Raw genomic sequence first — 24,667 nt, forward strand, 5'->3', positions numbered from 1 at the left:
GCCAGTTGCAGCGTCTCCTCCCGGTCGCCCAGACGGCGCACCTGCTCCCGGAAGGCGTGTACCGGATCGAGGGCGTCCAGGTAGGACTGGGCGAGAGCCGCAGCAGGCCCGGGCCCTGGGCGAAGCCGCCGTCCACGGCCCGGACCAGTTCCCTTTCGTGCAGGGCCGCGCAGATGTTGACGACGGAAGCGCGCGGTATGCCGCCCGCGGCGGCGGCCAGTTGGGCGGGCGACAGCGCACGGCCGCGGGCGTCCGCCAGCGCGTCGAGGATCGCGCCCGCCCGCAGCACGGCCGGTGCCGGTGCGGCACTGGGCCATACGGATCCGTCCCGAGTACTCATGCCGACACACCCTAGTTGTCAGCCTGTTGACAGTAAACCAGTCCATTGACAACAAGTGGTGTCGCACACCGATACTGGGCCCGCAAGCCCCGGAGCGGCGGCGCCACGACGGCGCCGGTCATCGCGGACACCCGCGCACGCCCGGGAACCGGCACCCGTCCCGCCCTGGTGACGACCACCTCCGCCATCCCCGCACCCGGCCGCCGGGACAGACCTGTTCGGCGCGGCGGACGCCACGGCCGGACCGGACCGGACCCGGCCCTCGACCAAGGAAAGCGGCACATGAAACTCGTACGGCTCGGAGACCCCGGGCGGGAACGCCCCGCCGTCATCGACGACCGGGGCGTCACCCGGGACCTCTCCCCCCTCACCCCCGACATCGACGGCGCCTTCCTCGCCGCGGACGGCATCACCCGCACCCGCCGGGCGCTGACCGAGGGCACGCTGCCCGTGCTGGAGGCCGAGGGGCTGCGCTTCGGGCCGCCCGTCGCCCGGCCCGGCGCCGTGGTCTGCATCGGGCAGAACTACGCGGCCCACGCGGCGGAGTCCGGCAGCGAGCCGCTCAACACCGGCACTCCGGAGGGCGTCGCCCTGTCCGGCCGCTTCCCCTATCTGCGGCCCGGTGAGGTGATGGAGATCGAGATCGAGGGCCTGGGGCGCCAGCGCCAGCGCCAGACACTCGGCGCCGCCTGACCGCCGTCCGGGCCCTCGAGGAACTCCCTTGAAACGATGGCGCAGACCTCTTCTCAGTCATCACTTGTATGATACGTTACGACTCAATGAGGGCACGGTTACGGGACTGATCCCGACGGCCGCACGACGCCCGTTCCCCTGGCCCGACGGCACGCTCCCCCACCTCCCGCGCCCCTCGGTCCTTCCCTGGCGCGGGACTGGCCGGACGGCGGGCGGGACGGCGAGGAGAGCTCGAAGAGGGGGAGCAGTTGAAGATCACCGGATTCCGGAGCCTGACTACGGCGCACCACTGGGGGCGTCCCGTCGGGGACGCGAACGGCTTCGTCGCCCAAGGCGTCACCGAGGTCCCGGTCCTGCTGGTCGAGACCGACGGCGGCCTCACCGGAGTGGGCCTCGGCGCACACGGCGAGGCCCGGCGGGTCTTCCCCGCCCTCGACGGGCAGGACCCACGCGCCGTCACCACGCTCTACGACCGGATGCTGGCCCACACCTTCAAGAGCGGTCACGCCGGCACCGCCTTCGGCACCATCGGCGCCTTCGACATGGCGCTGTGGGACCTCAAGGCGAAGATGGCCGGCGAGCCGCTGTGGCGCACCCTCGGCGCCGCCGACCGATTCGTGCCCGGTTACGCGTCCGGCCTCGACATCGCGCTGGACGAGGAGGAGTTGGTCGAGCTGTACGCCGGCTGGGCCGCACGCGGCTTCACCGGCGCCAAGCTCAAGGGCGGCCTCGACACCGAACACGACATCGGCAGGCTGCTCGCGGTCGCCGAGGTGCTGCGCGCCAACACCGCCTCCCCCGCCCTGATGCTCGACGTCAACGAGTCCTGGGGCAGGCACCAGGCCGTACGGCTGCTCGCCCGGATCGAGGACCGCGTCGAACTCGCCTGGATCGAGGAGCCGGTGCGTCGCTGGGACGCGCGGGGACACCGGGCCGTGGGCCGGGCGGCCCGCACGGCCGTCGCCAGCGGCGAGAACCTGACGGGCCTGGAGCAGTTCCGTCCCCTGCTGGCGGCCGACGCGCTCCAGGTCGTGCAGGCCGCCTGTGTCTGGGGCATCACCCACTTCCTGCGGGTCGCGACCCTCGCCCACGGCCACGACCTCCCGGTCAGCCCGGTCGGCTACCACGCCAACCCGCTGGCGCACGCGGCCGCCGCCACGCCCAACCACCTGGTCACCGAGGTGCAGGACACCGGCACGCCGGCCGGACTGACCGTGGACCAGACGATCGAGGACGGCGGCATCGTCCTCGGCGACACGCCTGGGCTCGGCATCACGGTCGACGAGGCCGCGCTCACCGGCCCGCAGGAGAACACCGGCTGGGCCCGCCCCGACGGCCCGCACGTACGCCCCCGCGACGCCGGACTGCGGCTGGTGCCCGAGTCCGGTCCCCCGGGCCGGGCCGGCCGCGCCTCCGCGGGAACCGCCTCCCCCGCCGTGCCCGGCCCCGTCCACCATCCCGCGCGCAGAGAGCACACCGAGAGGGAGAACACGCCGTGACGCGACCCCGTGCCGTCCTCGCCATGAACCCCCGGCTGGTCCGCGCCGTCTTCGACGAGGACGCCCTGGCCCGGCTGCGCCGCGCGGCCGACATCGACACCGAACTGGTCCTCGGCGAACTGGACTCCGCCCGCTCCCGCGACGCGCTGGCCGGTGCCGAGATCCTCGTCGCGGGCTGGGACGCGCCCGTCGTCCGGGCCGAGCACCTGCCCCGTACCAAGCGCCTGCGGGCCGTGGTCTACGCGGGCGGGGTCGCCGCGACCTGTCTGGAGGACCCGGCCGCCTTCGCCGCGCGCGGCGTGGTCGCCGCCAACGCCCGCGCCGCCAACTCGGGACCCGTGGCCGAGTACACCCTCGCCATGATCCTGCTCGCCAACAAGCGCGTCCTCGCCGAGGAGCGCCGCTACCGCGCCACGCGGACCCCGCCCGACCACTTCGGCGCGTACGCCGGGCGCGGCAACTACCGGCAGACGGTCGGCATCGTCGGCGCCTCCACCGTGGGCCGCGCGGTACTCGGCCTGTTGCGCCCATTCGACCTGGACGTCCTGCTTTACGACCCGACGCTCACGGCGGAACAGGCGCTGGCGCTCGGTGCGCGCCTGGTGCCGCTCGACGAACTGATGGCGGGCAGCCGGGTGGTGTCGCTGCACCAGCCCCTGACTCCCGCGACCCGCGGTCAGATCGACGCGGGGCTGCTGGCCCTGATGCCGGACGGCGCGACGCTCGTCAACACCGCCCGGGGCGCCGTGGTCGACCAGGACGCCCTGCTCGCCGAGGTGCGCACCGGCCGCATCGACACCGTGCTCGACGTCACCGACCCCGAACCTCCGGACCCCGACAGCGAGCTGTGGACGCTGGACAACGTCGTGCTCACCCCGCATCTGGCGGGTTCGCTCGGCGGGGAGCTGCACCGCATCGGTGACGCGGTCGCCGACGAGGTGGAGCGGTTCGCCGCGGGTCGCCCCTTCGCCCATCCGGAGGACCTCGCGGCCTGCGCGCGTACGAGGGTGTGGTGAGGCGAATGCGTTCCCGTACCCTCGCACGCGGGCCGCGACTGACCGAACTCGGTCTGGGTGCCGCTCAGTTGGGCAATCTGGCCAGGGAGACCAGCGACACCGACGCCCGGGGTGCCGTCGACGCGGCCTGGGACAGTGGCGTGCGCTACTTCGACACCGCTCCGCACTACGGGCTCGGGCTGTCGGAACGGCGCCTCGGTGCCGCCCTCGCCCGCCGCCCGCGGGCCGAGTACACCGTGTCCACCAAGGTGGGCCGGCTTCTGGTGCCCAGCCCGAAGACCGCGCACCGGCGGGACGACGGCGGCTTCGCGGTGCCCGCCGCCTTCCGGCGCGACTGGGACTTCTCCCGGGACGGCATCCTGCGCTCCCTGGAGGGCAGCCTGACCCGGCTCGGGCTCGACCACGTCGACATCGTCTACCTGCACGACCCCGACGACCACTGGCAGCAGGCCTCCACCACCGGCGTCGACACCCTCGTCGACCTGCGCGACCAGGGGGTGGTGAAGGCGGTGGGCGTGGGCATGAACCAGGCCGCGATGCTGACCGAGTTCGTCCGCCGCTCGGACGTCGACCTGGTCATGGTGGCCGGCCGCCACACCCTGCTCGACCAGTCGGCGCGGGACGAACTGCTGCCGCTCGCCCGGGAGCGCGGGGTCGGCGTCGTCGCGGCCGCCGTCTACAACTCCGGCCTGCTCGCGGCCGACCGCCCTCCGTCCGACGCGACCTACGACTACCGGCCCGCGCCCCGCGAGCTGATCACCCGGGCCGGCGCACTCGCGGACGTCTGCGAGCGCCACGGCGTCACGCTGCCCGAGGCCGCGATCGCCTACCCGCTGCGGCACCCGGCGGTGGTGTCGGTGGTGCTGGGCGCCCGCGACGCGCGGCAGTCCCGCACGAACGCGCAGCGGCTCGCGACCCGGGTGCCCGACGCGCTCTGGGCCGAGCTGGCCGGCCTCGGACTGCTTCCGGACGTCCCTGGCACGTCGTCCGACAGGAGGGAGCGGTCGTGACCGTCGTCGACGCCCATCTGCACGTCTGGGACCCCGGCCGGGCCGCCTACGACTGGCTGGGCCCCGCGATGTCGCCCGTCGACCGCGCCATGCGGTTCCGCGAGGCCCGTCCGGCGCTGCGCCGGGCCGGGGTCACCGCGGCCGTCCTGGTCCAGGCCGCCGACCACGACGCGGACACCGACCACATGCTGGCGACCGCCGCCGCGCACCCCGAGGTCGCCGGTGTGGTCGCCTGGCTTCCGCTGGACGACCCCGGCCGGGCCCGGGCCCGTCTGACCGCGCTGCGCCGAGACCCGCACGTGGTGGGTGTACGCACCCTGCTCCACGAACGGCCCGACCGGGACTGGATCCTCGGTCCCGCGGTGGGCGCGGGCCTCGCGCTGCTCGCCGAGAGCGGCCTCTGCTTCGACTACGCGACCTCCTCCCCCGCCGAGCTGCGCCACCTGCCCGAGCTGGCGGTCCGGCACCCCACCCTGCGCCTGGTCGTCGACCACCTCGGCAAGCCGCCGGTCGGCGGCGGCCGCGAGGACCGGGCCGAGTGGCGCCGCCTGATCGCCGCCGCCGCGAAGCACCCGGGCGTCCACGCCAAGGTCTCCGGGCTCTACTCGCCCTCGGGCCCACTCGACGCGTGGACCACCGACGAGGTCCGGCCGTTCGTCGAGGACGCGCTGGAGCTGTTCGGACCCGAGCGGCTGATGTACGGCGGGGACTGGCCGATCTCCCTGCTGGCCGGGGGCTACGCCCGCACCTGGGAGTCCGTGTGCGAACTCCTGGCGCCGCTGGCCCCCGGCGACCGCGCCGCCGTGCTCGGCGGCACCGCCGCCCGCTGCTACCGCCTCGACCCCGCCCTGCTGGACGCCGCGCGCGACGCGGCCGTGTGATCCGCTCCGGAAGGAACGCCAACGCCATGGAACACAAGACCACGACGCCGGACACGGCCGCGCTGGCCGGCTGGCTGCACAGCTGGGTGACGGACGAAGGGGCGGTCAACGGCTTCCACAACCACAGCGTGTGGGGCACCAACCCGGCCACCTTCCTGGACTTCACCAGCGGGCACACCACGTTCGCGGGACCGGCCGTCGGCGCCTTTGCCCAGGCCCTGGCCGCACGGCCCGACGAGCGGGGTACCGCCCTCCTGCGCCGGCTGCTGCGCTACCAGTGCGCCGAGGTGCAGCCCGACGGGCAGTACGCGCACATCGGCTTCCAGGTCGGCGAGTCGGCGACCAGCGGCCTCATCCACAACGCCGTCGGCAGCCTCGGCATGCTGCTTGCCGTGCGCCACGCCGGCCACCTGCTGCCGGCCGACGAGGTGGCCGCCGTACTGTCCGCCGTACGGCGCAACCTGGACGCCTGCGAGATCTACGGCGGCGGGCGCCCCGGCGCGGACGGCACCTGCAACCAGGAGTACGCCCGGGTCTGGGTCAAGCAGCTCTACACGGAGCTGAGCGACGACAAGACCTACGCCGACGAGATCCCGGCGGACCTGGCCGAGCTGGTCCGGCTCTTCCACCACCGGGGAGTGCCCGACTCGGACAGCGCCGGGACGTTCCGCACCGTGCGCGACCGCACCGAGGGCGGCATCCTGGAGCCCGCCGAGTACTACGGGCTCATGATCGTGCCGCTGGTGCTGGGGTACCGCGCCCAGGGCGATCCGGAACTGCTCGCCGAGGCACGGCGGTTGTGCCGGCACGTGGCCCGTTCCGCCTGGACGGACGAGACCGGCGCCACCCGCTACCACCGCTACTGGTACGTGCGGGGCGACCGGGCCCTGAAGACGGACACGCCGATGCTGATCGCGGGCATGGGACTGACCCTGTACGGCATCCACGAGGTGCTGGCGGAAGGCCCGGACGCGGAGCTGGAGGCGTTCACCGGCGCCTGCCTGGCCACCTACGCCCGCTACCAGACTCCGGCCGGGTACTTCGCGTCCGCGAGCGGCTGGCACAACGAGGCCGACATCGCGCCCAGCACCGCCTGGCACGCGCACGACCTGCTGTTCCTGATGGCCCGTTACGGTCCGGACGAGGACTTCTGGGACCGGGTGACCGCGCCCCGCGAACGGCAGTCGGTGCTGGTCAGCGATCGCGCCCACTGGGCCGAGTCGGGTGTCCACTGGTCGGTGCGCAGCCCGCTGACCGCGGGCGACCTGCATCTGTACGGCCGCAAGGACCGGGCCGTCTTCGCCCGGGAGTTCTTCGCCTGGACGGACCGTGAGCCGCTGCCCGAGGAACTGCGCTACCCGGACGTCCCCGAGTTCTTCGTCGCCGACGACGGCATCTACCGCGTCGACCGCGGCGTGGCCCCCACCGACATCACGGCCGTCGGGCCCCTGCCCTACCGGGGGCGGCTGTGACCAGCGAACGACACCGCCGGCTTTCCCCACCGAGGAAAAGAGAGATGACAATGACGTCAGCCAGAAGAGGGAGCAAGGCGCGCGGCGCCGCGCTCGCCGCCGTGGTTCCCCTGCTCCTCGTCGCGGCCTGCTCGTCGGGCTCCGGCTCGGCGGGGGGCGAGGACGGCGAGATACGGATGATGGTGAACCTGACGGACAACCTCGACCAGGCCTACTGGGAGAAGCTGGTCGGGCCGTTCGAGGACGAGACCGGTCTGAAGGTGAAGATAGAGGGCCCGACCGGCAAGTCCGTCGCCGAGTCCTTCCCGCAGCAACTGGCGGCCGGCACCGCGCCCGACGTCATCCAGTCGATCTTCCCGGACGACGACACGGCGCCGGAACTGATCGACCTCGGCGGCGAGGCCTGGGCCAAGGACACGCCGATGTTCGACGAGTACGCCATGGGCGACGCGCACTACGCGGTCGGTGTCGGCACCCAGACCCAGTCGCTGGTCTACTACAACAAGAGTGCCTTCGAGAAGGCCGGGATCAGCGAGCCGCCCACCACGTGGGAGGAGCTGACCAAGGATCTCGGCGACCTGAAGAAGGCCGGGTACACGCCGATGCAGACGGCCGGGGACTTCCAGACCGGTCTCCAGCTCCAGCAGATCTACCACCCCACGCTGAACCAGCTCCACCCCGAGTGGCAGACCGCGGTCTCCGACGAGAAGCTCTCCGTCGGTGACGCGTACAAGCCCGCGTTCCAGTTGTACGCGGACTGGATCAAGGCCGGTTACCTCGCCAAGAGCGATGTCGGGCTCAGCCCCTCCCAGGCGGACGGCAACTTCACCGCGGGGAAGGTGGGCCTGTACACCAACGGCAGCTGGTTCGCCGCCACGCTGAACAAGGCAGGGGACCTGCCCTTCGAGGTGGGGGTGTTCTCCCCGCCGGCCGCGGACGGCAAGCAGTACCCGGGTCCGCAGGGCGCCACCATGGCCAACCCGTACATGATCCGCAAGGGCATCGGCGACGAGGACGGGGCCAAGCAACTGGTGGAGTACCTGGTCACCGACGCCAAGGCCATCGAGGCGCAGCTGGGCTCCGACGGGGTGTTCCGCAAGGGCTCGCAGGTGAAGCAGTCGGCGGTCGACGCGCAGATCCAGGGCATCCTCGACGACGCCCCCGCACTGGTCGCCGTGGGCGAGGGCCAGGGCAACGTCCGGCTGCCCGTCACCGGGTTCAACCCCAAGTTCACCGAGGTCGCGCAGAGCCTGTACACCGGGGCGAGCCCGGCAGACGCGGCCAAGAGCATCGACCAGTGGGTCGACGAGAACCGCTGACCCATGGAACGGACATCGGGCTCGAAGCCGCGGGGATGGCGCGACCTGGGCGCCCGCGTCAGCATGGTCGTCCCCGCGGTGCTCATCTACGCCGCGCTGCTGGTCGTACCGGTGATCTACGCGTTCTACTACAGCTTCACCGAGTACAACGGATTCCCCCACCGCGTCCCCGAGTTCGTCGGGCTGGACAACTACAGGTCCATCTTCGAGTCCGACGACATGACCGGCACCATGGTGGTCACCGCCGTGGTGGCCGTGGTGGGCGCGGTCGCGGTCAATCTGGCCGCGCTGGGTCTCGCGCTGCTGTTGCAGCGCACCAACCGGTTCAACACCTTCGGCCGGGTCGTCATGTTCTACCCGCATGTGCTCAGCGCGCTGGTCGTGGGCTTCCTGTGGCAGGCCATCCTCGGCCCGCAGGGCGTGGTCAACACCATGCTGGAGAAGGTCGGCACCGACAGCCTGCCCTTCCTCAGCGACCCGGACTGGGCCCTGTGGTCGATGATCCTCGTCATCGTCTGGTCGCTCTTCGGCGTCCAGCTGATCCTCTACCTGGCGGGACTGCAGGCGGTGCCGGCGGATCTGCTGGAGGCGGCGCGGATCGACGGCGCGAACAGGTGGCAGACCTTCCGTGCCGTCACCTGGCCCTCGCTGGCGTCCACCGTGACGGTCGCCGTCATCACCTCGGGCATCTCGCTGCTGAAGACGTACGACGTGGTCGTGTCACTGACCGGAGGCGGCCCGGCGGGATCCACCAAGACCCTCGCCTACTCGATCCTCGCGGTCTCCTTCCCGCAGCGGGACATCGGCGTCGCCTCGGCCCAGGCCGTGCTGCTGATCGTCGCCGCCGCGGTCCTGGCCATCACAGTCCTCGTCCTGCGCAGGCGCGCCGAGGACGACGCGGAGTCCATCGGATGAAGAAATCACTCACCTCGGCCGCGACCGTCCGGGTCGCGTTCGTCTCCCTGGTGTCCCTCGGCATGCTCGTGCCGATGTACCTCCTGGTGGTCAACGCCTTCAAGAGCCAGCAGGAGATCCTTGCCAACCCGTTCTCGCCCGGCTTCGGCTCGGCGACCTTCCGGTACCTCGCGGACGCCTGGAACAATCCCGACTTCAGCATCCCGAAGGGCTACGGAGTCACCATCGCGCTGGTGCTGTGCGTGAACGCGCTCGCCATGGCGGTGTGCGCGCCCGCGGCGTACGTGCTGGCCCGCACGCCGAAGCCGGTCGCGCGGCTGCTGCTGTTCTTCTTCATCGCGGGCATGTTCATCCCCACGCAGGTGATCCTGGTGCCGGTCATCTTCGTGCTGCGCGCGATCGGGCTGATGGGGACTCTGCCGGGGCTCATCCTGTTCATGACGGCGACCACCATCCCGTTCACGCTGTTCGTGTTCTTCGGCTACATCCGGGTGCTGCCCAGGTCGCTGGACGAGGCCGCGGCGATCGACGGGGCCGGCCGGTACCGCACGCTGTGGCGGATCATCCTGCCGCTGATGCGGCCGATCATCGCCACGGTGTTCATCCTCAACTCGCTCAGCGTCTGGAACGACTTCGCCAGCCCGCAGATGATCCTCGGTCCCGGCAGCGGCGTCTACACCGTCACCACGGGTGTGTACGCGGCGGTCGGCCAGTACTCCACGGACTACACCAAGGTGTTCCCGACCCTGCTGCTCGCGGTGATCCCGATCCTGGTGACCTTCATCGTGATGCAGCGGCACATCATGAGCGGACTCGCGGCGGGGGCGGTCAAGGGCTAGTCCCCTGCCCCGCGCCGGGGCCCACCGCAACCAGAAGTGACCGGCTCTCGAAGGAGTGACCAGCCATGCCCGCACCCCGCGCACCACGCCGGGTCGCGTCCGTGATCCGGCTGCGCCCCGAACATGCCCAGAGGTACCGGGAGTTGCACCGTGCCGTGCCGCGGCCGGTGCTGGACACGCTCTCGCGCGCCCATGTCACCAACTACTCCGTCTTCCTGCGCGAGGACACGCTCTTCGCCTACTACGAGTACACCGGCGACGACTACGACGCCGACATGGCCGCCATCGCCGCCGACCCGCGGACCCAGCACTGGTGGACCCTCACCGACCCCTGCCAGCGACCCCTGGACTCGGCGCAGCCAGGAGAGCGATGGGTGACCGGTGAGGAACTCTTCCACCTGGACTGACCACCACCCCATGCGAAGGACACCGTCATGCCGCACACCCCCTCTCCCCCGTCCCCCGAACTCGGCGGTCTCGCGGCCGTCGTCACGGGCGGCGCCTCGGGGATCGGGCTCGCCACCGCCCTGCTCCTGGCGCGCCGCGGCGCCCGGGTCGCCGTCCTCGACCTCGACCCGGACGCCCTGCCGGCCGCCGGCCGCGAGGGCCTGTTCCCCATCCGCTGCGACGTCACCGACGACGCTTCGGTCGTGGCCGCTGTCGCCCGGGCGGTGGACCGGCTGGGCGGCCTGGACATCCTGGTGAACAACGCGGGCATCGGCGCCCAGGGGACGGTGGCGGACAACGACGACGCCGAGTGGCGGCACGTCCTGGACGTCAACGTCCTCGGCATCGTGCGGACCACCCGGGCCGCCCTGCCCCACCTGCGCGCCTCCCGGCACGCAGCGGTGGTCAACACCTGCTCGGTGGCGGCGACCGCGGGGCTGCCCCAGCGGGCGCTGTACAGCGCGAGCAAGGGCGCCGTGCAGTCCCTGACCCTCGCCATGGCCGCCGACCACATCCGCGAGGGGATCCGGGTGAACTGCGTCAACCCCGGTACGGCGGACACCCCGTGGATAGACCGGCTGCTGTCGCGCGCCGACGACCCGGCGGCCGAGCGCACCGCGCTCAACGCCCGCCAGCCGACCGGGCGCCTGGTGAGCGCCGAGGAGGTCGCCGCGGCCGTCGTCTACCTGGCGTCCCCGGCGGCGGCGTCCGTCACCGGCACGGCCCTCGCCGTGGACGGTGGCATGCAGGGTCTGCGGCTGCGCCCCGAGGGCGACTGACCGGGACCCCCACACCGCACCCTCCACGGCCCGGACCCTGCCGGCCGCGGTCGCCCTGTCGCTGACGCGGCACCTCGGCGCGGAGGGGACCGGACGGCCGTGACCGGCTGCGTGCCGTCGGCCGCCCGGCCGGGGACCCGTCGGACGACGCCCCCGGCCGCTTCGTCGTGCCCTCCCCTACGCGTCCGGCAGGTCGGCCGGGCGGCGGCGGGCCCACGACGACGTGATGTGCTCGCGCATCGCCTCCGCGGCCGCGTCGCCGTCCCCGGCGAGCACCGCGGCGGCGACCCGGGCGTGCGCCTCGTGGGTGAGCTCGATGTCCTCGCGCGTCGGGTCCCCGCTGTACTGCGGCGAGCGCACGGCCTTGCCCTGGATGCTGGAGACGATGGCCCGTCCGAAGGCGTCCCGGGATGCCTGGTGGATGATCTCGTGGAACTCGATGTCGGCGCGCGAGTAGGCCTCGGGATCGTCGATCAGGCCCGCGAGTTCGTCGAGCTTGGCGGCCAGGGCCGCCGACTGTTCCTCGTCGATCCGACCGGCGGCACGGGCGGCCATCGCGCACTCCAGGGTGGTCCTGATCTCGATCAGGTTGTCCAGGTAGACGAGGCGGTCCTTGCGCTGGAACAGCGCGTCGAGGACCAGCGGGTCGAGCAGGCTCCACTGGTCCTGGCCCAGGACGACGGTCCCCCAGCCCTGACGGGTCGCCACCAGCCCCTTCTCGGCGAGCGTCGTCGTCGCCTCCCGGATCACGGTCCGGCTCACCTCGTACTCCTCGCAGAGCTCACCCGCCGAGGGCAGCGCCGTGCCCGGCGGGTACTCACCGAGCACGATGGCCGTGGCGAGGCTCTGGACGACGGCCGCAGCGAGCGGCGGCCGACGCCGCTGAGGTCGGGACACGGCGGTGGTGTCCGCGGATGGCTTGATCATCTGGTCAGAGACTCCCAATGTTCGTGCAGGTTCGCCCGGCCCCCGCTGTCCAATGACCCCAGGTTAGCCGAACATGCTAAGGTCATCACTCGTATCACAAGTTATGACTCACGGGCCTCGGCAGGTCTTCCCCGCCCTGCGAGGAGGGAGCTGGACATGAGGACGCGAAGGGCCCTGATGGTCCGCGGTGGGTGGGAGGGCCACGACCCGGTCGGCTGCACCGAGTCGGTCATGCCCGCGCTGGAGCGCTCCGGGTTCGAGGTGGAGGTCGCCGAGGACCTGTCGGTGTACGAGGACACGGGGCTGCTCGCCGCCACCGACCTCGTCGTGCACTGCTGGTCGGCGGGCGCCCTGACGGCGGCTCAGGAGGCGAACCTCGTCGACGCGGTGGAGGCGGGCACCGGCTTCGCCGGCTGGCACGGAGGCGTGGTCGCCACGAACGTCGCCAACCCGCGCTACCTGCGGATGGCCGGGGGCCGCTTCCTGTGGCATCCGGACGGCTTCCAGGAGTTCACCGTGCGGATCGCCGCACCGGACCGGGACGGCGAGATCGTCGAGGGCGTCACGGACTACGACGTGGAGACCGAGCACTACTGGGTGCTCACGGACTCCCTCAACACCGTCCTGGCCACGTCGGTGCTCACCCCGGGCACGGCCGACCCCTGGGAGGGGCCCGTGGAGTTCCCGGTGGTGTGGACCCGCCGCTGGGGAGCGGGGCGGGTCTTCGTCTGCACCCTCGGGCACCGTGCCGCGGACCTGCAGGTGCCGCAGACGGCGGCGATCGTGGGCCGCGGGCTCGTGTGGGCGGCGCGGGCGTGACGCACGGGGGTGCCCGGATCCTCGGGTGCTTTCGCCTCCGGCGGCCCGCTACCCCACCGGTGTCAGGTGCTCTCGCGTGCGACGACCCGGTACCCGACGTCCCGGTGCGGCACCTCGACCGGGGCGCCGCGCATCCGGGTCAGCAGCAGCTCGGCGCTCAACTCCCCGATCCGCGCGCTGGGTACGGCCACCGTGGTCAGCGCGGGGACCAGGTGCCGGGCCAGTTCGAAGTCGCCGAAACCGGCCAGGGCGAGCGTGCCCGGCACGTCGACGCCGCGCCGTACGCACGCCTGGAGGGCACCGGCGGCGAAGACGTCGCTGGAGAACATCACGGCGTCGGAGTCCGGATACCTCTCCAGCGCCAGGTCCAGCAGGGCCACGCCGGTGTCCATGGTGACCGGCACCGGACCGGCGTCCACGGTGCGCGGCGCGCTGCCCAGCAGGCCGCGGACGGCGCCGGTGTAGCCGTCGAGGCGTTCCGCGGCCCGCGGGTCGCCCGAGGTGTGCCTGCCGGCGAAGGTGATCCGCCGCCGGCCGCGCTCGACGAGGTGGGCCACCATCGCCGCCGCTGCCGCCGCGTTGGAGAAGCCGACCAGCAGGTCCACCGGGTCCTCGGACCAGCCCCAGGTCTCGACGACCGGCACCCCGGCCGTCCCGAGCAGTGCCAGGGTGCCCGGGGTGTGACGGGTCCCCACCATGAGCAGTCCGTCGGGACGCCGGCCCAGGAAGCTGCGCATCACCTCCTCCTCGTGCTCGGGCCGGTAGTCGGTGGTCCCGACGAAGATCTGGTAGCCGTGGGCCGCCAGTGCCGTGGAGAAGGCGTGCACGGTGTCGGCGAAGACCGACGCGTTGATCTGCGGCACCAGGGCGGCGACGGTGCGGCTGCGGTTCGAGGCCAGGTTGCTGGCGGCCAGGTTGGGCACGTAGCCGGTGGCGGTGAGAGCAGCCTGGACCCGGGCGCGGGTCTCGTCGGACACCGACAGGGGGTCGCGGACGACCCGGGAGACCGTCTGGGCCGACACCCCGGCGGCCGCCGCGACGTCCGTCAGGGTCACCGAACGGGTCGCGGATCGCTTGCGGGGACGGCGGGGCGGCGGCTGGGTCACGCCGGAAACGATATCGGGCGTCACAGGGCTCCCCGTGCCACCAGCGCCCGCATCAGGTCCGCGATGCCGAACGTCCACGGCAGGCACACGTCGCTCGGCCGGACCCGGTTCACCAGCGTGCCGAGCGTCGGCGTGGCGATGGCGACGAGGTCGCCGTCGTGATGGGTGAAGCCCTGCCCCGGCGCGTCGCGGTCCTCGACGGGCGCGAACATCGTGCCGAGGTAGAGCACCGCGCCGTCCGGGTACTGGTGGTGCGGCCCCAGCAGTTGGGCCACGAGGTCCAGGGGGTCGCGGCTGATGGCGGCCATCGAGGACTCGGCGTCGAGCCGGTACCCGTCGGCGCCCTCGACGGTCAGGGTGAGCGTGGCCCGCCGTACGTCGTCCATGCGGAAGCCCGGTTCGAACAGCCGCAGGAACGGTCCGAGGGCGGCCGAGGCGTTGTTGTCCTTGGCCTGGGGCAGCAGCAGAGCGGAACGGCCCTCCACGTCACGGAGGTTGACGTCGTTGCCGAGTGTCGCGCCGACCACCGCCCCGGTGGAGGAGACGGCCAGCACCACCTCCGGCTCCGGGTTGTTCCAGCGCGAGGCGGGGTGCACCCCGGCGTCGGCGCCGCTGCCCACGGCGGCCAGCACGGGCGCCTTGGTGAAGATCTCGGCGTCGGGGCCGATGCCGACCTCCAGGTACTGGCTCCACGCCCCCTGCGCGACCAGGATGTCCTTGAGCGCGGCGGCCTCCTCGGAGCCGGGCCGCAGGGAGGCGACGTCGTCGCCGACCAGTCGGCGGATCCGCTCCCGGGCCTCGGCGGCGCCGGCGGCGTCCCCGCGGACGCGTTCCTCGATCACCCGCTCCAGCATCGAGACCACGAAGGTGACCCCGGCGGCCTTGACGGCCTGCAGGTCCACCGGCGCGAGCAGCCACGGCCTGCGCGGGTCCCGGGCGTCCACCGGCGTGTTGGCCAGCACCTCGTCGAGCCCGGCGATCCGCTGGCCGCGGGCGGTACGCAGACGTGCGGCGGGGTCCGGCGTCTCGCACAGGTCGCGCACGGTCGGGAAGGCCGCGGTGATGTCGTGCAGGCCGTCCTCGCGGACGGCCACCACGGACGGCCCGAGACCGGGACGCCAGACCCGGCCGACGAGCGCGCCCCCGGTGCCGTCGGCGGGCAGGGTGGTCGCGGCGTCGGGCCACTGGTTCATCGGAATCCTCTCGTGGTTGCCCCGGCCCCTTCCGGAAGGGTGCGACGCGGTCGGGACAAGGGCGTTGACACTGCGAGCGGCGCCCGCTTAGCGTGCATGTTAGCGCTATCGCTAGCGCTAACAACAGTGTCTGGATGACGATCGCACCGCGATCGCCGCGCACCGCCGACGGAAACGGTGGGTCCACCTGTCGGCCCGTCCTCCGCCCGGTCCCTCCCGCCCGTCCGACGCCCGCCGTCCGTGCCGGTGCCGCCGCCCGCCGCCCGCCGCCTCCAAGGAGTCCCATGACCTCGCGCGACAAACCCGGCGTCCTCGCCGGATACCGGGTCCTCGACTGTTCCATCGCCATGGCCGGCCCGTTCGCCGCCCAGCGCCTCGGCGACCTCGGCGCCGACGTCGTCAAGGTCGAACCGGTCACCGGGGAGTGGCAGCGCCACGCCGCGGCCGGCGGGGCGGCCGGCCACCGGATCAACGTCTCCTTCCTCTCCCTCAACCGCAACAAGCGCTCCCTCGCCGTCGACCTCAAGGACTCGGCGGGCAAGCAGGTCCTGCGCCGCCTCGTCGCGGGCGCCGACGTCTTCCTCCAGAACTACCGGCCCGGCGTCGCCGACCGCCTCGGCGTCGACTACGCCTCCCTCGCCGCGATCAACCCCTCCCTCGTCTACGTCTCCATCTCCGGGTACGGCGAGGACGGCCCCTACGCCCAGCGCCCCGGCCAGGACCTGCTGCTCCAGGCGATGTCGGGGGCGATGCTGTCGAGCGGCCGGTCGGGCGAGGCACCGCGGGCGGCGGGGCAGTACCTCGTGGACGCCGTCACCGCCTCCACCGCCTTCGAAGGTGTGCTCGCCGCGCTGCTGCACCGCGAACGCACCGGTGAGGGCCAACTCGTGACGGTGAACATGCTGGACGCCGTCACCACCCTCCAGATGCAGGAGCTCTCGGTCCACACCGTGGGCGGCCTGCCCCAGACCCGCTCCGCCGAACCGCACGCCCACGTGTACATTCGCTCGCCGTACGGCGCCTTCCAGACCGCCGACGGCTATCTCGTCCTCGCCTTCCCGCCGTTGAAGAAGCTGGGCGAGATCCTCGGGGAGGACGGCTTCCTGTCCATGGAGGACGAGGAGCACGGCTGGACCCACCGGGACGAGATCTTCGCCCGCACCGCCGCCCGGCTGCTCACCCGGCCCTCGCGGCACTGGCTCGACGCCTTCGCCGCCGCCGGCATCTGGGCGGGCCCCGTCTACGGCTACGCCGACCTGGTCGAGGACCCCCAGATCCGCCACAACGGCACCTTCGTCACCTACGACCACCCCACCGAGGGCCGTGTGACGGTGCCCGGCTTCCCCTACAGGTTCTCCGCGACCCCGCCCCGCATCGACCGCGGCGCCCCGCTCGTCGGGGAGCACACCCGCGAGGTGCTGACCGAGGCGGGCCTCGCGGAAGCGGAGATCGAGGAACTGTTCGCCGCCGGCGCCGTGACGGAGACCACCTCATGAAGCGGAGCCGGCCGACGCACACCGGGCCGCCCTACCGCGGACTGACGTGGGACCACCCCCGCGGTCACGACGCCCTCGCCGCCTCCGCGGGCGGCCTCGTCCACTGGGACGTCCAGCCGCTGGAGGGCTTCGAGTCCCACCCGATCGACGCGTTGTGCGCCCGCTACGACCTCGTCGTCCTCGATCACCCGCACCTCGGCGAGGCCCTGGACACGGGGTGCCTGCGGCCGCTCGACGACCTGTTCACCCCGGAGGAACTGGCCCGTTGGGACGCCGAATCCATCGGCACCACCATGCGGTCGTACGCCATGGACGGCCGTCAGTGGGCGCTCCCGCTGGACGCCGCCACCCAGGTCGCGGCCACCCGGACCGACCTCGCCGGCGAGCCGCCCCGCACCTGGGACGAGGTACGCCGCCTGGCCCGCCGGGCCCCCGTGGCGCTGTCCCTCGCCGGACCGCACGCCTTCCTCACCTTCGCCTCCGTCGCGGTCGCCTTCGGCGATGAACCGGCCGCCCAGCCGGACGAACTGATCGGCGACGACACGGGACTCGCGGTGCTCGATCTGATGGCCGACCTCGACGCCCTCGCCCCGCCCGAGACCCGCACCCTCAACCCGATCGGGCTGCTGGAACTCATGGCCGGCACGGACCGGCCGGCCCACTGCCCGCTGGTGTACGGCTATGTCACCTACGCCGACCGCGTGACCTTCACCGACGCCCCCACCGTGACGGCGGGCGGACGTCCGGGCTCCACGCTCGGCGGCACCGGAATCGCGTTCAGCACCCGCTGCGCGCCGTCCGCCGAACTCCTCGCCCACGTGCGCTGGCTGATGTCACCCGGGGCCCAGGGCGACTTCCTGCCCCGGCACGGTGGACAGCCCAGCGCCCGCACCGCCTGGACGTGCCCCGGAACCGTCGCCGCCGACTTCTACCGACGCACCACCGCCACCTGCGAGCAGGCCTGGGTCCGCCCCCGGCACGCCGGTTACATCGGCTTCCAGACCGCCGCGTCGGCCACCGTACGCGCCGCGCTCGCCGGAGAGATCACCCACCGTGCGGCACTCGACCGGATGCGCGCCCTGTACCGGACGAGCCGGACACCGAAGGAGCGACAGACATGAGCGCCACCGACACCGGCCCAGGCACCGACCCGGGCGCCCTCCCGCCCCCCGGCCTCGGCACCGACCACGTCCTGCTGGACGTCGCGGACCGCGTCGCCACCCTCACCCTGAACCGCCCCGCCAAACTCAACGCCGTCACCCCCGACATGTCCCGCGCCCTGGTCCGGGCGATCGAGTGGTGCGACACGACCGACGACGTCCGGGCCGTTGTCGTCACCGGGGCAGGCGAGCGCTCCTTCAGCGTCGGCTCGGACATCGGCGCCCTCGACCGGTACGCCACCCCGTGGGACTTCCGCAACCGCGTCGACTACTGCGACGCCATCCGCGCCGCCCGTACCCCGACCGTCGCCGCGGTCGGCGGCTACGCCCTGGGCGGTGGACTGGAGACCGCCCTGTCCTGCGACATCCGCCTCGCCGCGGACACCGCGTCCTTCGGGGCGCCGGAGATCGCGCTGGGCTGGATCGGCGGCGGCGGCATGGCCGCCTTCCTCAGCCGCGCGGCCGGGCCGGGCAACGCGGCGCTGATGCTGCTCACCGGCGAACGCATCGACGCGAGGCGGGCGTTGGACTGGCACCTGGTGAGCGAGGTGGTGCCCCGCGCCGGGCTGCTCGACCGGGCCCGCGCTCTCGCCACCGTGATCGCCTCCCGCGCTCCCGTGGCGGCCGAGACCGCGAAGATCAACCTGCGGGCCGCCGGGAACCTGCCCGAGGACCAGGCGCTCGCCTACGAGCGTGACCTGCAGACCGTCTGCTTCGCCACCGAGGACGCCGCCGAGGGCCGCCGTGCCTTCGCCGAGAAGCGCACCCCCGTCTTCCGCAAGCGCTGAGAGGAACGTCATGAAGCAACCCCGAGCCGCCCTGGTCACCGGTGCCGGTGGCGCCCTCGGCCGGGCCACCGCCGTCCGGCTGGCCGCCGACGGGCACGACGTCGCCGTGCTCGACCGGGACGCCGAGTCCCTGCGGAGCACCGCGGCGCTGGTCGAGAAGGCCGGCGCGCGTGTACTCGCCCTCACCACCGACCTGCGCGACGCCGAGGCGGTCGAGGCGTCCGTCGAGCGGACCGTGACCGAACTGGGCGCGCTGCGCGTGCTGGTCAACAACGCGGCCGTGTACCCGAGCCGGGCCTTCCTCGACGTGCCGCTCGCCGAGTACGAGGAGGTCGTGGCGGTGAACCAGCGTGCGTACTGGGTCGCCGCGCAGGCCGCTGCCCGGCACATGACGGGGACGGGCGGCGGGGCGATCGTCAACGTCGCGTCGATCACCCTGCACGGCGGCTGGGACTCGCTGGCCGCCTACGTCTCCACCAAGGGGGCCGCCGTCGCGCTGACCCGCGCGCTCGCCCGGGAGCTGGGCCCCGCCGAGATCCGCGTCAACTGCGTGTCCCCCGGTGCATTTCCCACCGCGGCCGAGGACATCCACGAGGACCCCGGGGCCTACCGGCGGCACGTGCTCGACCACCAGGCCCTCAAGCGGCGCGGGCGGCCCGAGGAACTGGCCTCGGTGGTGTCCTTCCTCACCGGACCCGACGCCTCGTTCGTCACGGGCCAGTGCGTCGAGGTCAACGGAGGGTGGGTGATGGCGTGAAGCTGTACGGACGTTCCCACGACCGGCAGTCCCTGGCCCGGCACACGGGCGACCTGAGCGCGGCGGGCGGGGTGCGGTCCGTCGTCCTGGACGACGGCTCCGAACGCGGCATCCGCACGCTGGAGTTCCGGACCGGCGCCGGACTCTCCTTCGACGTGCTCGTGGACCGGGCGATGGACCTGGGCGGGGCCGAGTTCGAGGGCCGGGGCTTCGGCTGGCGCTCGGCGACGGGCTTCAGGCATCCGGGACTGCACGAGTACCGCGACGACGACGGCCTGTCCATGATGCGCAGCTTCTCGGGGCTGCTGCTCACCGCCGGCCTGGACCACACGCTCTTCGGCGCCGAGGTGGACGCCTCGCAGTACCGTTATCCGCCGCGGCGCACGGCCGTGCACGCGCTGCACGGGCGGGTCGCCAACATCCCGGCCCGGCTCACCGGGTACGGCGAGCGGTGGCAGGACGACGGCCGCTGCGTGCTCTGGGCCCAGGGCGAGGTGCGCCAGGCCGCGATCTTCGGCGAGCACCTGCGGCTCACCCGCCGCATCGAGGCGGATCTCGGCGGCAGCGAGATCCGCCTGACCGACCGGGTGCGCAACGCCGGCTTCGACCCGACACCGCACATGTACCTCTACCACGTGAACGTAGGCTGGCCCTTCCTGGACGAGGGGGCCCGCTACGAGTTGCCGCCGCACCGCACCCTGTGGCGCAGCGACAGCGTCGCCGAGCAGGGCGTGTCCCACACCGAGATGCCCGCCCCGCTGCCGGGCTTCGTCGAGCAGGTCTACGAGCACGCGCTGGAGCCCGACGCGGCGGGCCTGGTCCGGCCGCGCCTGGTCAACGAGCGCCTCGGTGTCTACTTCGAGTTGGAGTTCGACACGGCCTGCTTCCCGTCCTTCTTCCAGTGGCTGCACCTGCGCGAGGGCGCCTACGCGGTCGGGTTCGAACCGTCCACGCACCATGTGCAGGGCGAGGCCGCCGCCCGGGAGGACGGGACCATGACGTTCCTCGCCCCCGGCGAGGAACGGGAGTACACGACCACGTTCCGCGTGGGACACCTGGACTGACCACCGGATCCACCGCCGGGGCGGGCAGGAGGGGCGCGCGGCACGTCACGGCCCGTGCCGCGCCCCCGGCCGCGCGTGCGCGGTCAGCCACGCCGCCGTCACCAGCAGCGCGGGGAGCAGCGGTGCGGCGCCGGGCAGCAGGCGCTCCAGCAGCGTGGCGGCGGCCGCGCCGAGGATCAGCAGGGTCGTCGTGAGCAGGGCGCGCCACTGGACGCGCCGGGCCGTCACCGCTTCGGTGACGGCCCCGGTCAGCAGGCCCGTCAGGTACGCGGTCGGCGCCTGCGCGCCCATCGCGACACGGATGCCTGCGTTCTGACAGCCCATCGCGGCCGCCAGGGCGCCCAGCATCACCGTGCGCTCCCCGCCCGACGGAGCCGCGTCCACGACGAGCCACCACGCCACGACGGCCCACAGCACGAGGAGTTCGAGCAGCAGGAAGCCGGCCGGGCGCGGGCGTCCGCTCCGTGGGGCGCGGCCGGCCGACCGGGCTGCCGCCGCCGCGCCGAGGACGTAGCAGAGCACCGCCACGGCGGCCAGACCGCCGAGCCTTGGGTCCGCACCGCCCAGACCGACCCCGATCAGCGCCGAGTTGGCGGTGACCACGCTGGTGAAGACGCCGCCGAGGGAGAGGAAACCCCAGGCGTTGACGGCGCCCGCGGAGAAGGTCAGCAGCCGCGCGGCCCACGTGCCCGCGTGCTGCCGTGACCCCGGCGGGTGGTCCCGGTGCCGATCGTCCTCCGTGGTCCTCTCCTCGCCTCGTCCGGGCCCCGGACGAGATCCTCGCCGACCGCCCTGGTGGCACGCGCCGCGACATGCCGGGCGGGCAGTCCGCGACGGCCCGGTCGGCCGTCCCGCCCCGCCCGCCCGGCTGCGCGGTCTAGCGGCCGCGTGCCAGGGTCGACCGGAAGGTCCAGTGGCCCGAACCGACCTCGTACACGGCCTCTCCTCCGGTCGGACGCAGCAGCCGTGCCCCCTCGGGCGCCTCGGCGTGCCGGGTGGAGACCGGCACGTGCACCTCGGCGGTGCTGCCCGCGGGGACGTCCACGGTGAGGCGGAAGCGGTCGTCCGAACGCTCCCATTCGGTGCGTGCGACGCCGTACGGGGTGCGGTAGGAGCCCGCCGCGGAGGTCATGTCGCCCTCCACCGCCGGGTCGACGAGGAGCCTCGCGTAGCCGACGGAGTCCTCGGTCTGGGCGAGGCCGACGACGCGGGTGGTGAACCAGGAGTCGATGGCGCCGAGCATGAAGTGGTTCTGGGACTGGCCGGGACCGCCGTCCCAGGACTCGCCCAGGGTGGTGTTGCCCGCGAGCACCTGGTGGCCATAGCTGGGGCTGGTCGTCTGCGTGGCGATGGCGTGCACCAGGTCGTCGCGGTCCGCCGCGCCGAGCACGCGGAAGGCGGCGGGCAGCGAGATCTCGCCCAGGAGCAGGTGGTTTCCGGCGTCCTGGACGGCACCGGTGAAGTGGGCGAGCAGGCGCCCCCGCTCCCCGTCCGGGTAGGCGCCCATGTCGAGGGCGAGTGCCTCCGCGCCGTGTCCACCGCCGCCGAAGGTGCCGGTGGTGGCGTCGTAGTACTTCGCGGTCAGCGCCTCGACGCTCACGGCGGCCTTGTGGCGGTACTCGTCGGCCGCGGCGGTGTCGCCGAGGAGCGCGGCGATGCGGCCGAGTGTGTCGGCCACCCGCCAGTACCCGTAGGTGCCCGCCACCGCGCGCGGGAAGGTCCGGTCGGGGGTGAACCAGTCGCCCAGGCCGTAGTCGAGGATGCCGTCGGCGACCTGGGTCTCCAGGAACGCGGCGTAGCGCCGCATGTCCGGGTAGTACGTCTCCAGGGTCTGCCGGTCTCCGTAGGTGCGGTAGAGCTGCCAGGGGACGAGGACGAAGGCGCCGCCCCAGTTGGAGTCGTTGCGGTAGGCGCCCGGGAGGCTGGTGTACTCGGGGACGGTGCTGGGGATCAGCCCGTCGGTGGTCTGCGCGTCGGCCATGTCCCGGACGATCTTGCGGAGGTAGGCGCGCATGTCGTAGTTGCCCGCGAGGGCGGGGAAGACGAGCTGGTTCTGTTCCAGCCAGCCGAGCTTCTCGCGGCTCGGGCAGTCGGTGAGCACGCTCATCATGTTGCCCTCGATGGAGCGGCGGATCAGCGAGTGGATGCCGTTGATCAGCGGGTCGGAGCTGGTGAAGTCGCCGGCCGAGGCGTTGTCGGCGCGCAGGACGTGTCCGCGGACGCTCACCGTGGCGTTCTCGGGCACACCGCGCAGTTCCAGGTAGCGGAAGCCGTGATAGCCGAACCGGGGGTGCCAGGTCTTGGCGTCCCCGCCGCCCGCGCTGGTGTAGCTGTCCCACAGGGGGGCGCCGACGTTGCTGATGGACTGGAAGGCGTGGCCGTCCTTCAGGCTCTCCGCCGGGTAGACGCGGATGGCGGTGCCCTTCGGCGCGCGGACGGTGATCTCGGGCCAGCCCGCGATGTTGCGGCCCAGGTCGAAGACGCGGCTGCCCTCGGCTCCGTCGACCTCGCGCCCGTTCAGTGTCTCGACGACGCGGACGGGCTCGGTCTCCCGGGCGCTGAGCAGGGCGGGCCGGTCGGCGGTGCCGGGGCCCGCCACCGCGACCGCGTGCCGCCAGCCGCGCCGGTCGCCCGAGGGCTCGTCCCACCGGGGGATCTCGCGCCGGGCGTCGTAGTCCTCACCGCCGTACCAGTTCGATGCGGTGGTCGGGCCCAGGGTGGTGCGCCAGTCGTCGCCGCTGGTGATCGTGCGCACCCGGCCGTCGGCCAGCGTCACCTCCAGCCGGGCGATCAGTTTGGGGTCGCTGAGGTTGCCGTAGAGCTTGCGGTAGCGGTCGGCGGTGCTGACGACGTTGGACATGCCGTTGCCGAGGGCGACGCCGAGCGTGTTGGCGCCGGTGCGCAGCCGGTCGGTGACGTCGTACGTGGCGTACTGGACACGTTCGGCGTAGTCCGTGTTGGCCGGTTCGAGAACCGCGTCACCCACGGGTTTGCCGTTGACGGTCGCCTCGTAGACGCCCAGCCCCGCGATGTAGAGGCGGGCGCTGCGGACCCGCTTCGGCAGGGTGAAGTCATCGGCGAGCAGGGGCAGCCCGGCGGGCAGGTAGGGGGTGGGCTGCCGTTGGCCGGTGACGTGGGCGAGCCGTGTGGCGGGTCCTTCGGCGCTGTCGGCGGCGGAGACGGTGTAGTCGACGGGGAGGCCGGGGATCCGGCCGTCGTCGGTGAGGACGTCGGCGCGTGGGTAGAGCGCCACCTCGTCGAAGGTCTTCGCGGACTTGAGGTCGAGGGTGAGGGTGATCGGGGCGGCGGAGACGTCCGGTCCGGTGTGCGCCGCGCTCGCGTAGCCGGCCGCGGTCTGCAGGGCGCTGTTGGGCAGGCCGTCGACGGCGAGGGCCGGTTCCCAGGTCTTGCGCACGGTGTTGCTCTCGGACGCGGTGACCGCGGCGCCCCGGGCGAGTCCGGTGGTGGAGGTACCGGAGTCGCGGACGTCGATCTCGCCGAGCTGGAGGCGCCAGGTGCGCTCGGGGAAGGACTCGGCGAGCGGCAGGCCGAGCCGGGTGACGTCCAGCCGTACGTAGCGGGCGGTGGTGCGGGGCAGGCGGACGACGACCGGTTCGATCGTCCGGTCGCTCAGCCGCCAGTCAGGGTGGGTGATCCACTGCGCGTCCCAGTCCGACTGCCGGGTCAGGCCGGTCTCGAACACGGCGGTGGTGCTCCAGCCGCTGTGCCGGTTCCCGGTCCCGGACCAGAGCATGACGCGCCAGTAGACCTTCGCCCGGGAACCCGGGTCCTTCCCCGCGTACGTCGTCCCGGGCACGGACGACTCCACCTTGCCGGAGTCCCACAGGTCGGGGCGGGAGGCACGGAGCCGCTGGAGGGAGGTCGCGGCCTGGACGCGGTAGGCGGCCTGGCGCGTGTTCGGGGCGTCGGCGGTGGTCTGCCAGCTGAGTTCGGGAGTGGTGTCGTCGATGCCGAGGGCCTCGCTCAGGTGCTGGGTGCGCGGCGCGGTCGGGGCGATGGTGCCGGTGGTCGCGGCGTCGGCGGTGACCGCGCCGGCCAGCAGGGTGACGAAGGCGGTGACGCCGGCGAGGGCGGCGGCGGTTCGGTGTCTGCCGAGCGGGTTCGTTCTGGGCATGGCGGCTCCTTG

The 24,667-nt window shown here is 73.0% G+C and carries 23 protein-coding genes; 17 read left to right on the forward strand and 6 right to left on the reverse strand.

Annotation, left to right across the window (positions count from 1 at the left end; genetic code table 11):
- A partial coding sequence (locus tag ACZ6IM_RS14830; RefSeq protein WP_469556815.1) for a helix-turn-helix domain-containing protein occupies positions 1-340 on the reverse strand: 340 nt, incomplete at its 3' end.
- Between the two features lie 282 nt (positions 341-622).
- Between ACZ6IM_RS14830 and ACZ6IM_RS14835 the strand changes: the two genes are divergently transcribed.
- The 11 genes from ACZ6IM_RS14835 to ACZ6IM_RS14885 all read left to right on the forward strand — a co-directional run bounded on the left by ACZ6IM_RS14835 (position 623) and on the right by ACZ6IM_RS14885 (position 11,210).
- Positions 623-1,033 carry a hypothetical protein gene (locus ACZ6IM_RS14835; RefSeq protein ID WP_469556817.1) on the forward strand — a complete coding sequence of 137 codons (411 nt, stop codon included), beginning with the start codon at positions 623-625 and terminating at the stop codon, positions 1,031-1,033.
- Between the two features lie 248 nt (positions 1,034-1,281).
- Positions 1,282-2,532: a mandelate racemase/muconate lactonizing enzyme family protein gene (locus ACZ6IM_RS14840; protein ID WP_469556819.1), complete on the forward strand. Its 1,251-nt coding sequence runs from the start codon at positions 1,282-1,284 to the stop codon at positions 2,530-2,532.
- Complete coding sequence (locus tag ACZ6IM_RS14845) at positions 2,529-3,548, forward strand: hydroxyacid dehydrogenase (protein ID WP_469556821.1); 1,020 nt, start codon at positions 2,529-2,531, stop codon at positions 3,546-3,548. Before ACZ6IM_RS14840 ends, ACZ6IM_RS14845 begins: the two co-directional genes overlap by 4 nt.
- Positions 3,549-3,553: 5 nt before the next feature.
- Positions 3,554-4,558 carry an aldo/keto reductase gene (locus tag ACZ6IM_RS14850; RefSeq protein WP_469556823.1) on the forward strand — a complete coding sequence of 335 codons (1,005 nt, stop codon included), beginning with the start codon at positions 3,554-3,556 and terminating at the stop codon, positions 4,556-4,558.
- Positions 4,555-5,439: an amidohydrolase family protein gene (locus tag ACZ6IM_RS14855; protein WP_469556825.1), complete on the forward strand. Its 885-nt coding sequence runs from the start codon at positions 4,555-4,557 to the stop codon at positions 5,437-5,439. The genes ACZ6IM_RS14850 and ACZ6IM_RS14855 overlap by 4 nt, the downstream gene beginning before the upstream one ends.
- Before the next feature lie 26 nt (positions 5,440-5,465).
- Positions 5,466-6,911: a hypothetical protein gene (locus ACZ6IM_RS14860; RefSeq protein ID WP_469556827.1), complete on the forward strand. Its 1,446-nt coding sequence runs from the start codon at positions 5,466-5,468 to the stop codon at positions 6,909-6,911.
- Between the two features lie 44 nt (positions 6,912-6,955).
- The gene (locus ACZ6IM_RS14865; RefSeq protein ID WP_469556829.1) at positions 6,956-8,230 is read left to right on the forward strand and encodes an ABC transporter substrate-binding protein; all 1,275 of its coding nucleotides are present in this window, start codon (positions 6,956-6,958) and stop codon (positions 8,228-8,230) included.
- Between the two features lie 3 nt (positions 8,231-8,233).
- Positions 8,234-9,145 carry a carbohydrate ABC transporter permease gene (locus ACZ6IM_RS14870; RefSeq protein WP_052841032.1) on the forward strand — a complete coding sequence of 304 codons (912 nt, stop codon included), beginning with the start codon at positions 8,234-8,236 and terminating at the stop codon, positions 9,143-9,145.
- Complete coding sequence (locus ACZ6IM_RS14875; protein ID WP_052841033.1) at positions 9,142-9,984, forward strand: carbohydrate ABC transporter permease; 843 nt, start codon at positions 9,142-9,144, stop codon at positions 9,982-9,984. Before ACZ6IM_RS14870 ends, ACZ6IM_RS14875 begins: the two co-directional genes overlap by 4 nt.
- Positions 9,985-10,049: 65 nt before the next feature.
- Entirely contained in the window at positions 10,050-10,391 is a 342-nt protein-coding gene (locus ACZ6IM_RS14880) for an L-rhamnose mutarotase (RefSeq protein ID WP_052841034.1), read from the forward strand.
- Between the two features lie 27 nt (positions 10,392-10,418).
- Complete coding sequence (locus tag ACZ6IM_RS14885) at positions 10,419-11,210, forward strand: SDR family NAD(P)-dependent oxidoreductase (protein WP_469556831.1); 792 nt, start codon at positions 10,419-10,421, stop codon at positions 11,208-11,210.
- 177 nt (positions 11,211-11,387) lie between these two features.
- Here ACZ6IM_RS14885 and ACZ6IM_RS14890 read toward each other — a convergent pair whose 3' ends face one another.
- Positions 11,388-12,137, reverse strand: coding sequence for a FadR/GntR family transcriptional regulator (locus ACZ6IM_RS14890; RefSeq protein WP_052841036.1), 750 nt, complete (start codon positions 12,135-12,137; stop codon positions 11,388-11,390).
- 156 nt (positions 12,138-12,293) lie between these two features.
- On the opposite strand from ACZ6IM_RS14890, the gene ACZ6IM_RS14895 reads away from it, so the two are divergent.
- Entirely contained in the window at positions 12,294-12,956 is a 663-nt protein-coding gene (locus tag ACZ6IM_RS14895; RefSeq protein ID WP_469556834.1) for a ThuA domain-containing protein, read from the forward strand.
- A gap of 62 nt (positions 12,957-13,018) precedes the next feature.
- Here ACZ6IM_RS14895 and ACZ6IM_RS14900 read toward each other — a convergent pair whose 3' ends face one another.
- Both ACZ6IM_RS14900 and ACZ6IM_RS14905 read right to left on the reverse strand, forming a co-directional pair.
- On the reverse strand, positions 13,019-14,062 hold the full coding sequence (locus ACZ6IM_RS14900; protein ID WP_469556836.1) for a LacI family DNA-binding transcriptional regulator: 1,044 nt from the start codon (positions 14,060-14,062) through the stop codon (positions 13,019-13,021).
- Positions 14,063-14,082: 20 nt separating this feature from the next.
- Positions 14,083-15,255 carry a fumarylacetoacetate hydrolase family protein gene (locus tag ACZ6IM_RS14905; RefSeq protein WP_052841039.1) on the reverse strand — a complete coding sequence of 391 codons (1,173 nt, stop codon included), beginning with the start codon at positions 15,253-15,255 and terminating at the stop codon, positions 14,083-14,085.
- 284 nt (positions 15,256-15,539) lie between these two features.
- Between ACZ6IM_RS14905 and ACZ6IM_RS14910 the strand changes: the two genes are divergently transcribed.
- Genes ACZ6IM_RS14910 through ACZ6IM_RS14930 form a run of 5 tightly spaced genes read left to right on the forward strand, consistent with a single transcriptional unit; the run spans position 15,540 to position 20,520 of the window.
- Positions 15,540-16,751 (forward strand): CaiB/BaiF CoA transferase family protein, encoded by a 1,212-nt coding sequence (locus tag ACZ6IM_RS14910; RefSeq protein WP_469556838.1) that lies wholly within the window; start codon positions 15,540-15,542, stop codon positions 16,749-16,751.
- A complete protein-coding gene (locus tag ACZ6IM_RS14915; protein WP_469556840.1) occupies positions 16,748-17,872 on the forward strand; it encodes an extracellular solute-binding protein in 1,125 nt (374 codons plus the stop codon). The genes ACZ6IM_RS14910 and ACZ6IM_RS14915 overlap by 4 nt, the downstream gene beginning before the upstream one ends.
- Positions 17,869-18,699, forward strand: coding sequence for an enoyl-CoA hydratase/isomerase family protein (locus ACZ6IM_RS14920; RefSeq protein WP_052841042.1), 831 nt, complete (start codon positions 17,869-17,871; stop codon positions 18,697-18,699). The genes ACZ6IM_RS14915 and ACZ6IM_RS14920 overlap by 4 nt, the downstream gene beginning before the upstream one ends.
- Positions 18,700-18,709: 10 nt before the next feature.
- Positions 18,710-19,456, forward strand: a complete 747-nt coding sequence (locus ACZ6IM_RS14925) for an SDR family NAD(P)-dependent oxidoreductase (protein ID WP_052841043.1) — start codon at positions 18,710-18,712, stop codon at positions 19,454-19,456.
- Complete coding sequence (locus ACZ6IM_RS14930; RefSeq protein WP_052841044.1) at positions 19,453-20,520, forward strand: aldose 1-epimerase family protein; 1,068 nt, start codon at positions 19,453-19,455, stop codon at positions 20,518-20,520. Before ACZ6IM_RS14925 ends, ACZ6IM_RS14930 begins: the two co-directional genes overlap by 4 nt.
- 45 nt (positions 20,521-20,565) lie before the next feature.
- On the opposite strand, the gene ACZ6IM_RS14935 is transcribed toward ACZ6IM_RS14930, so the two are convergent.
- Together ACZ6IM_RS14935 and ACZ6IM_RS14940 are read right to left on the reverse strand one after the other, a co-directional pair.
- On the reverse strand, positions 20,566-21,192 hold the full coding sequence (locus ACZ6IM_RS14935; protein ID WP_469557213.1) for a DUF1275 family protein: 627 nt from the start codon (positions 21,190-21,192) through the stop codon (positions 20,566-20,568).
- Positions 21,193-21,397: 205 nt separating this feature from the next.
- Positions 21,398-24,655, reverse strand: a complete 3,258-nt coding sequence (locus ACZ6IM_RS14940; RefSeq protein ID WP_469556843.1) for a family 78 glycoside hydrolase catalytic domain — start codon at positions 24,653-24,655, stop codon at positions 21,398-21,400.
- Positions 24,656-24,667: the final 12 nt, after the last annotated feature.

The sequence above is a fragment of the Streptomyces sp. NPDC042336 genome (genome assembly GCF_055581985.1).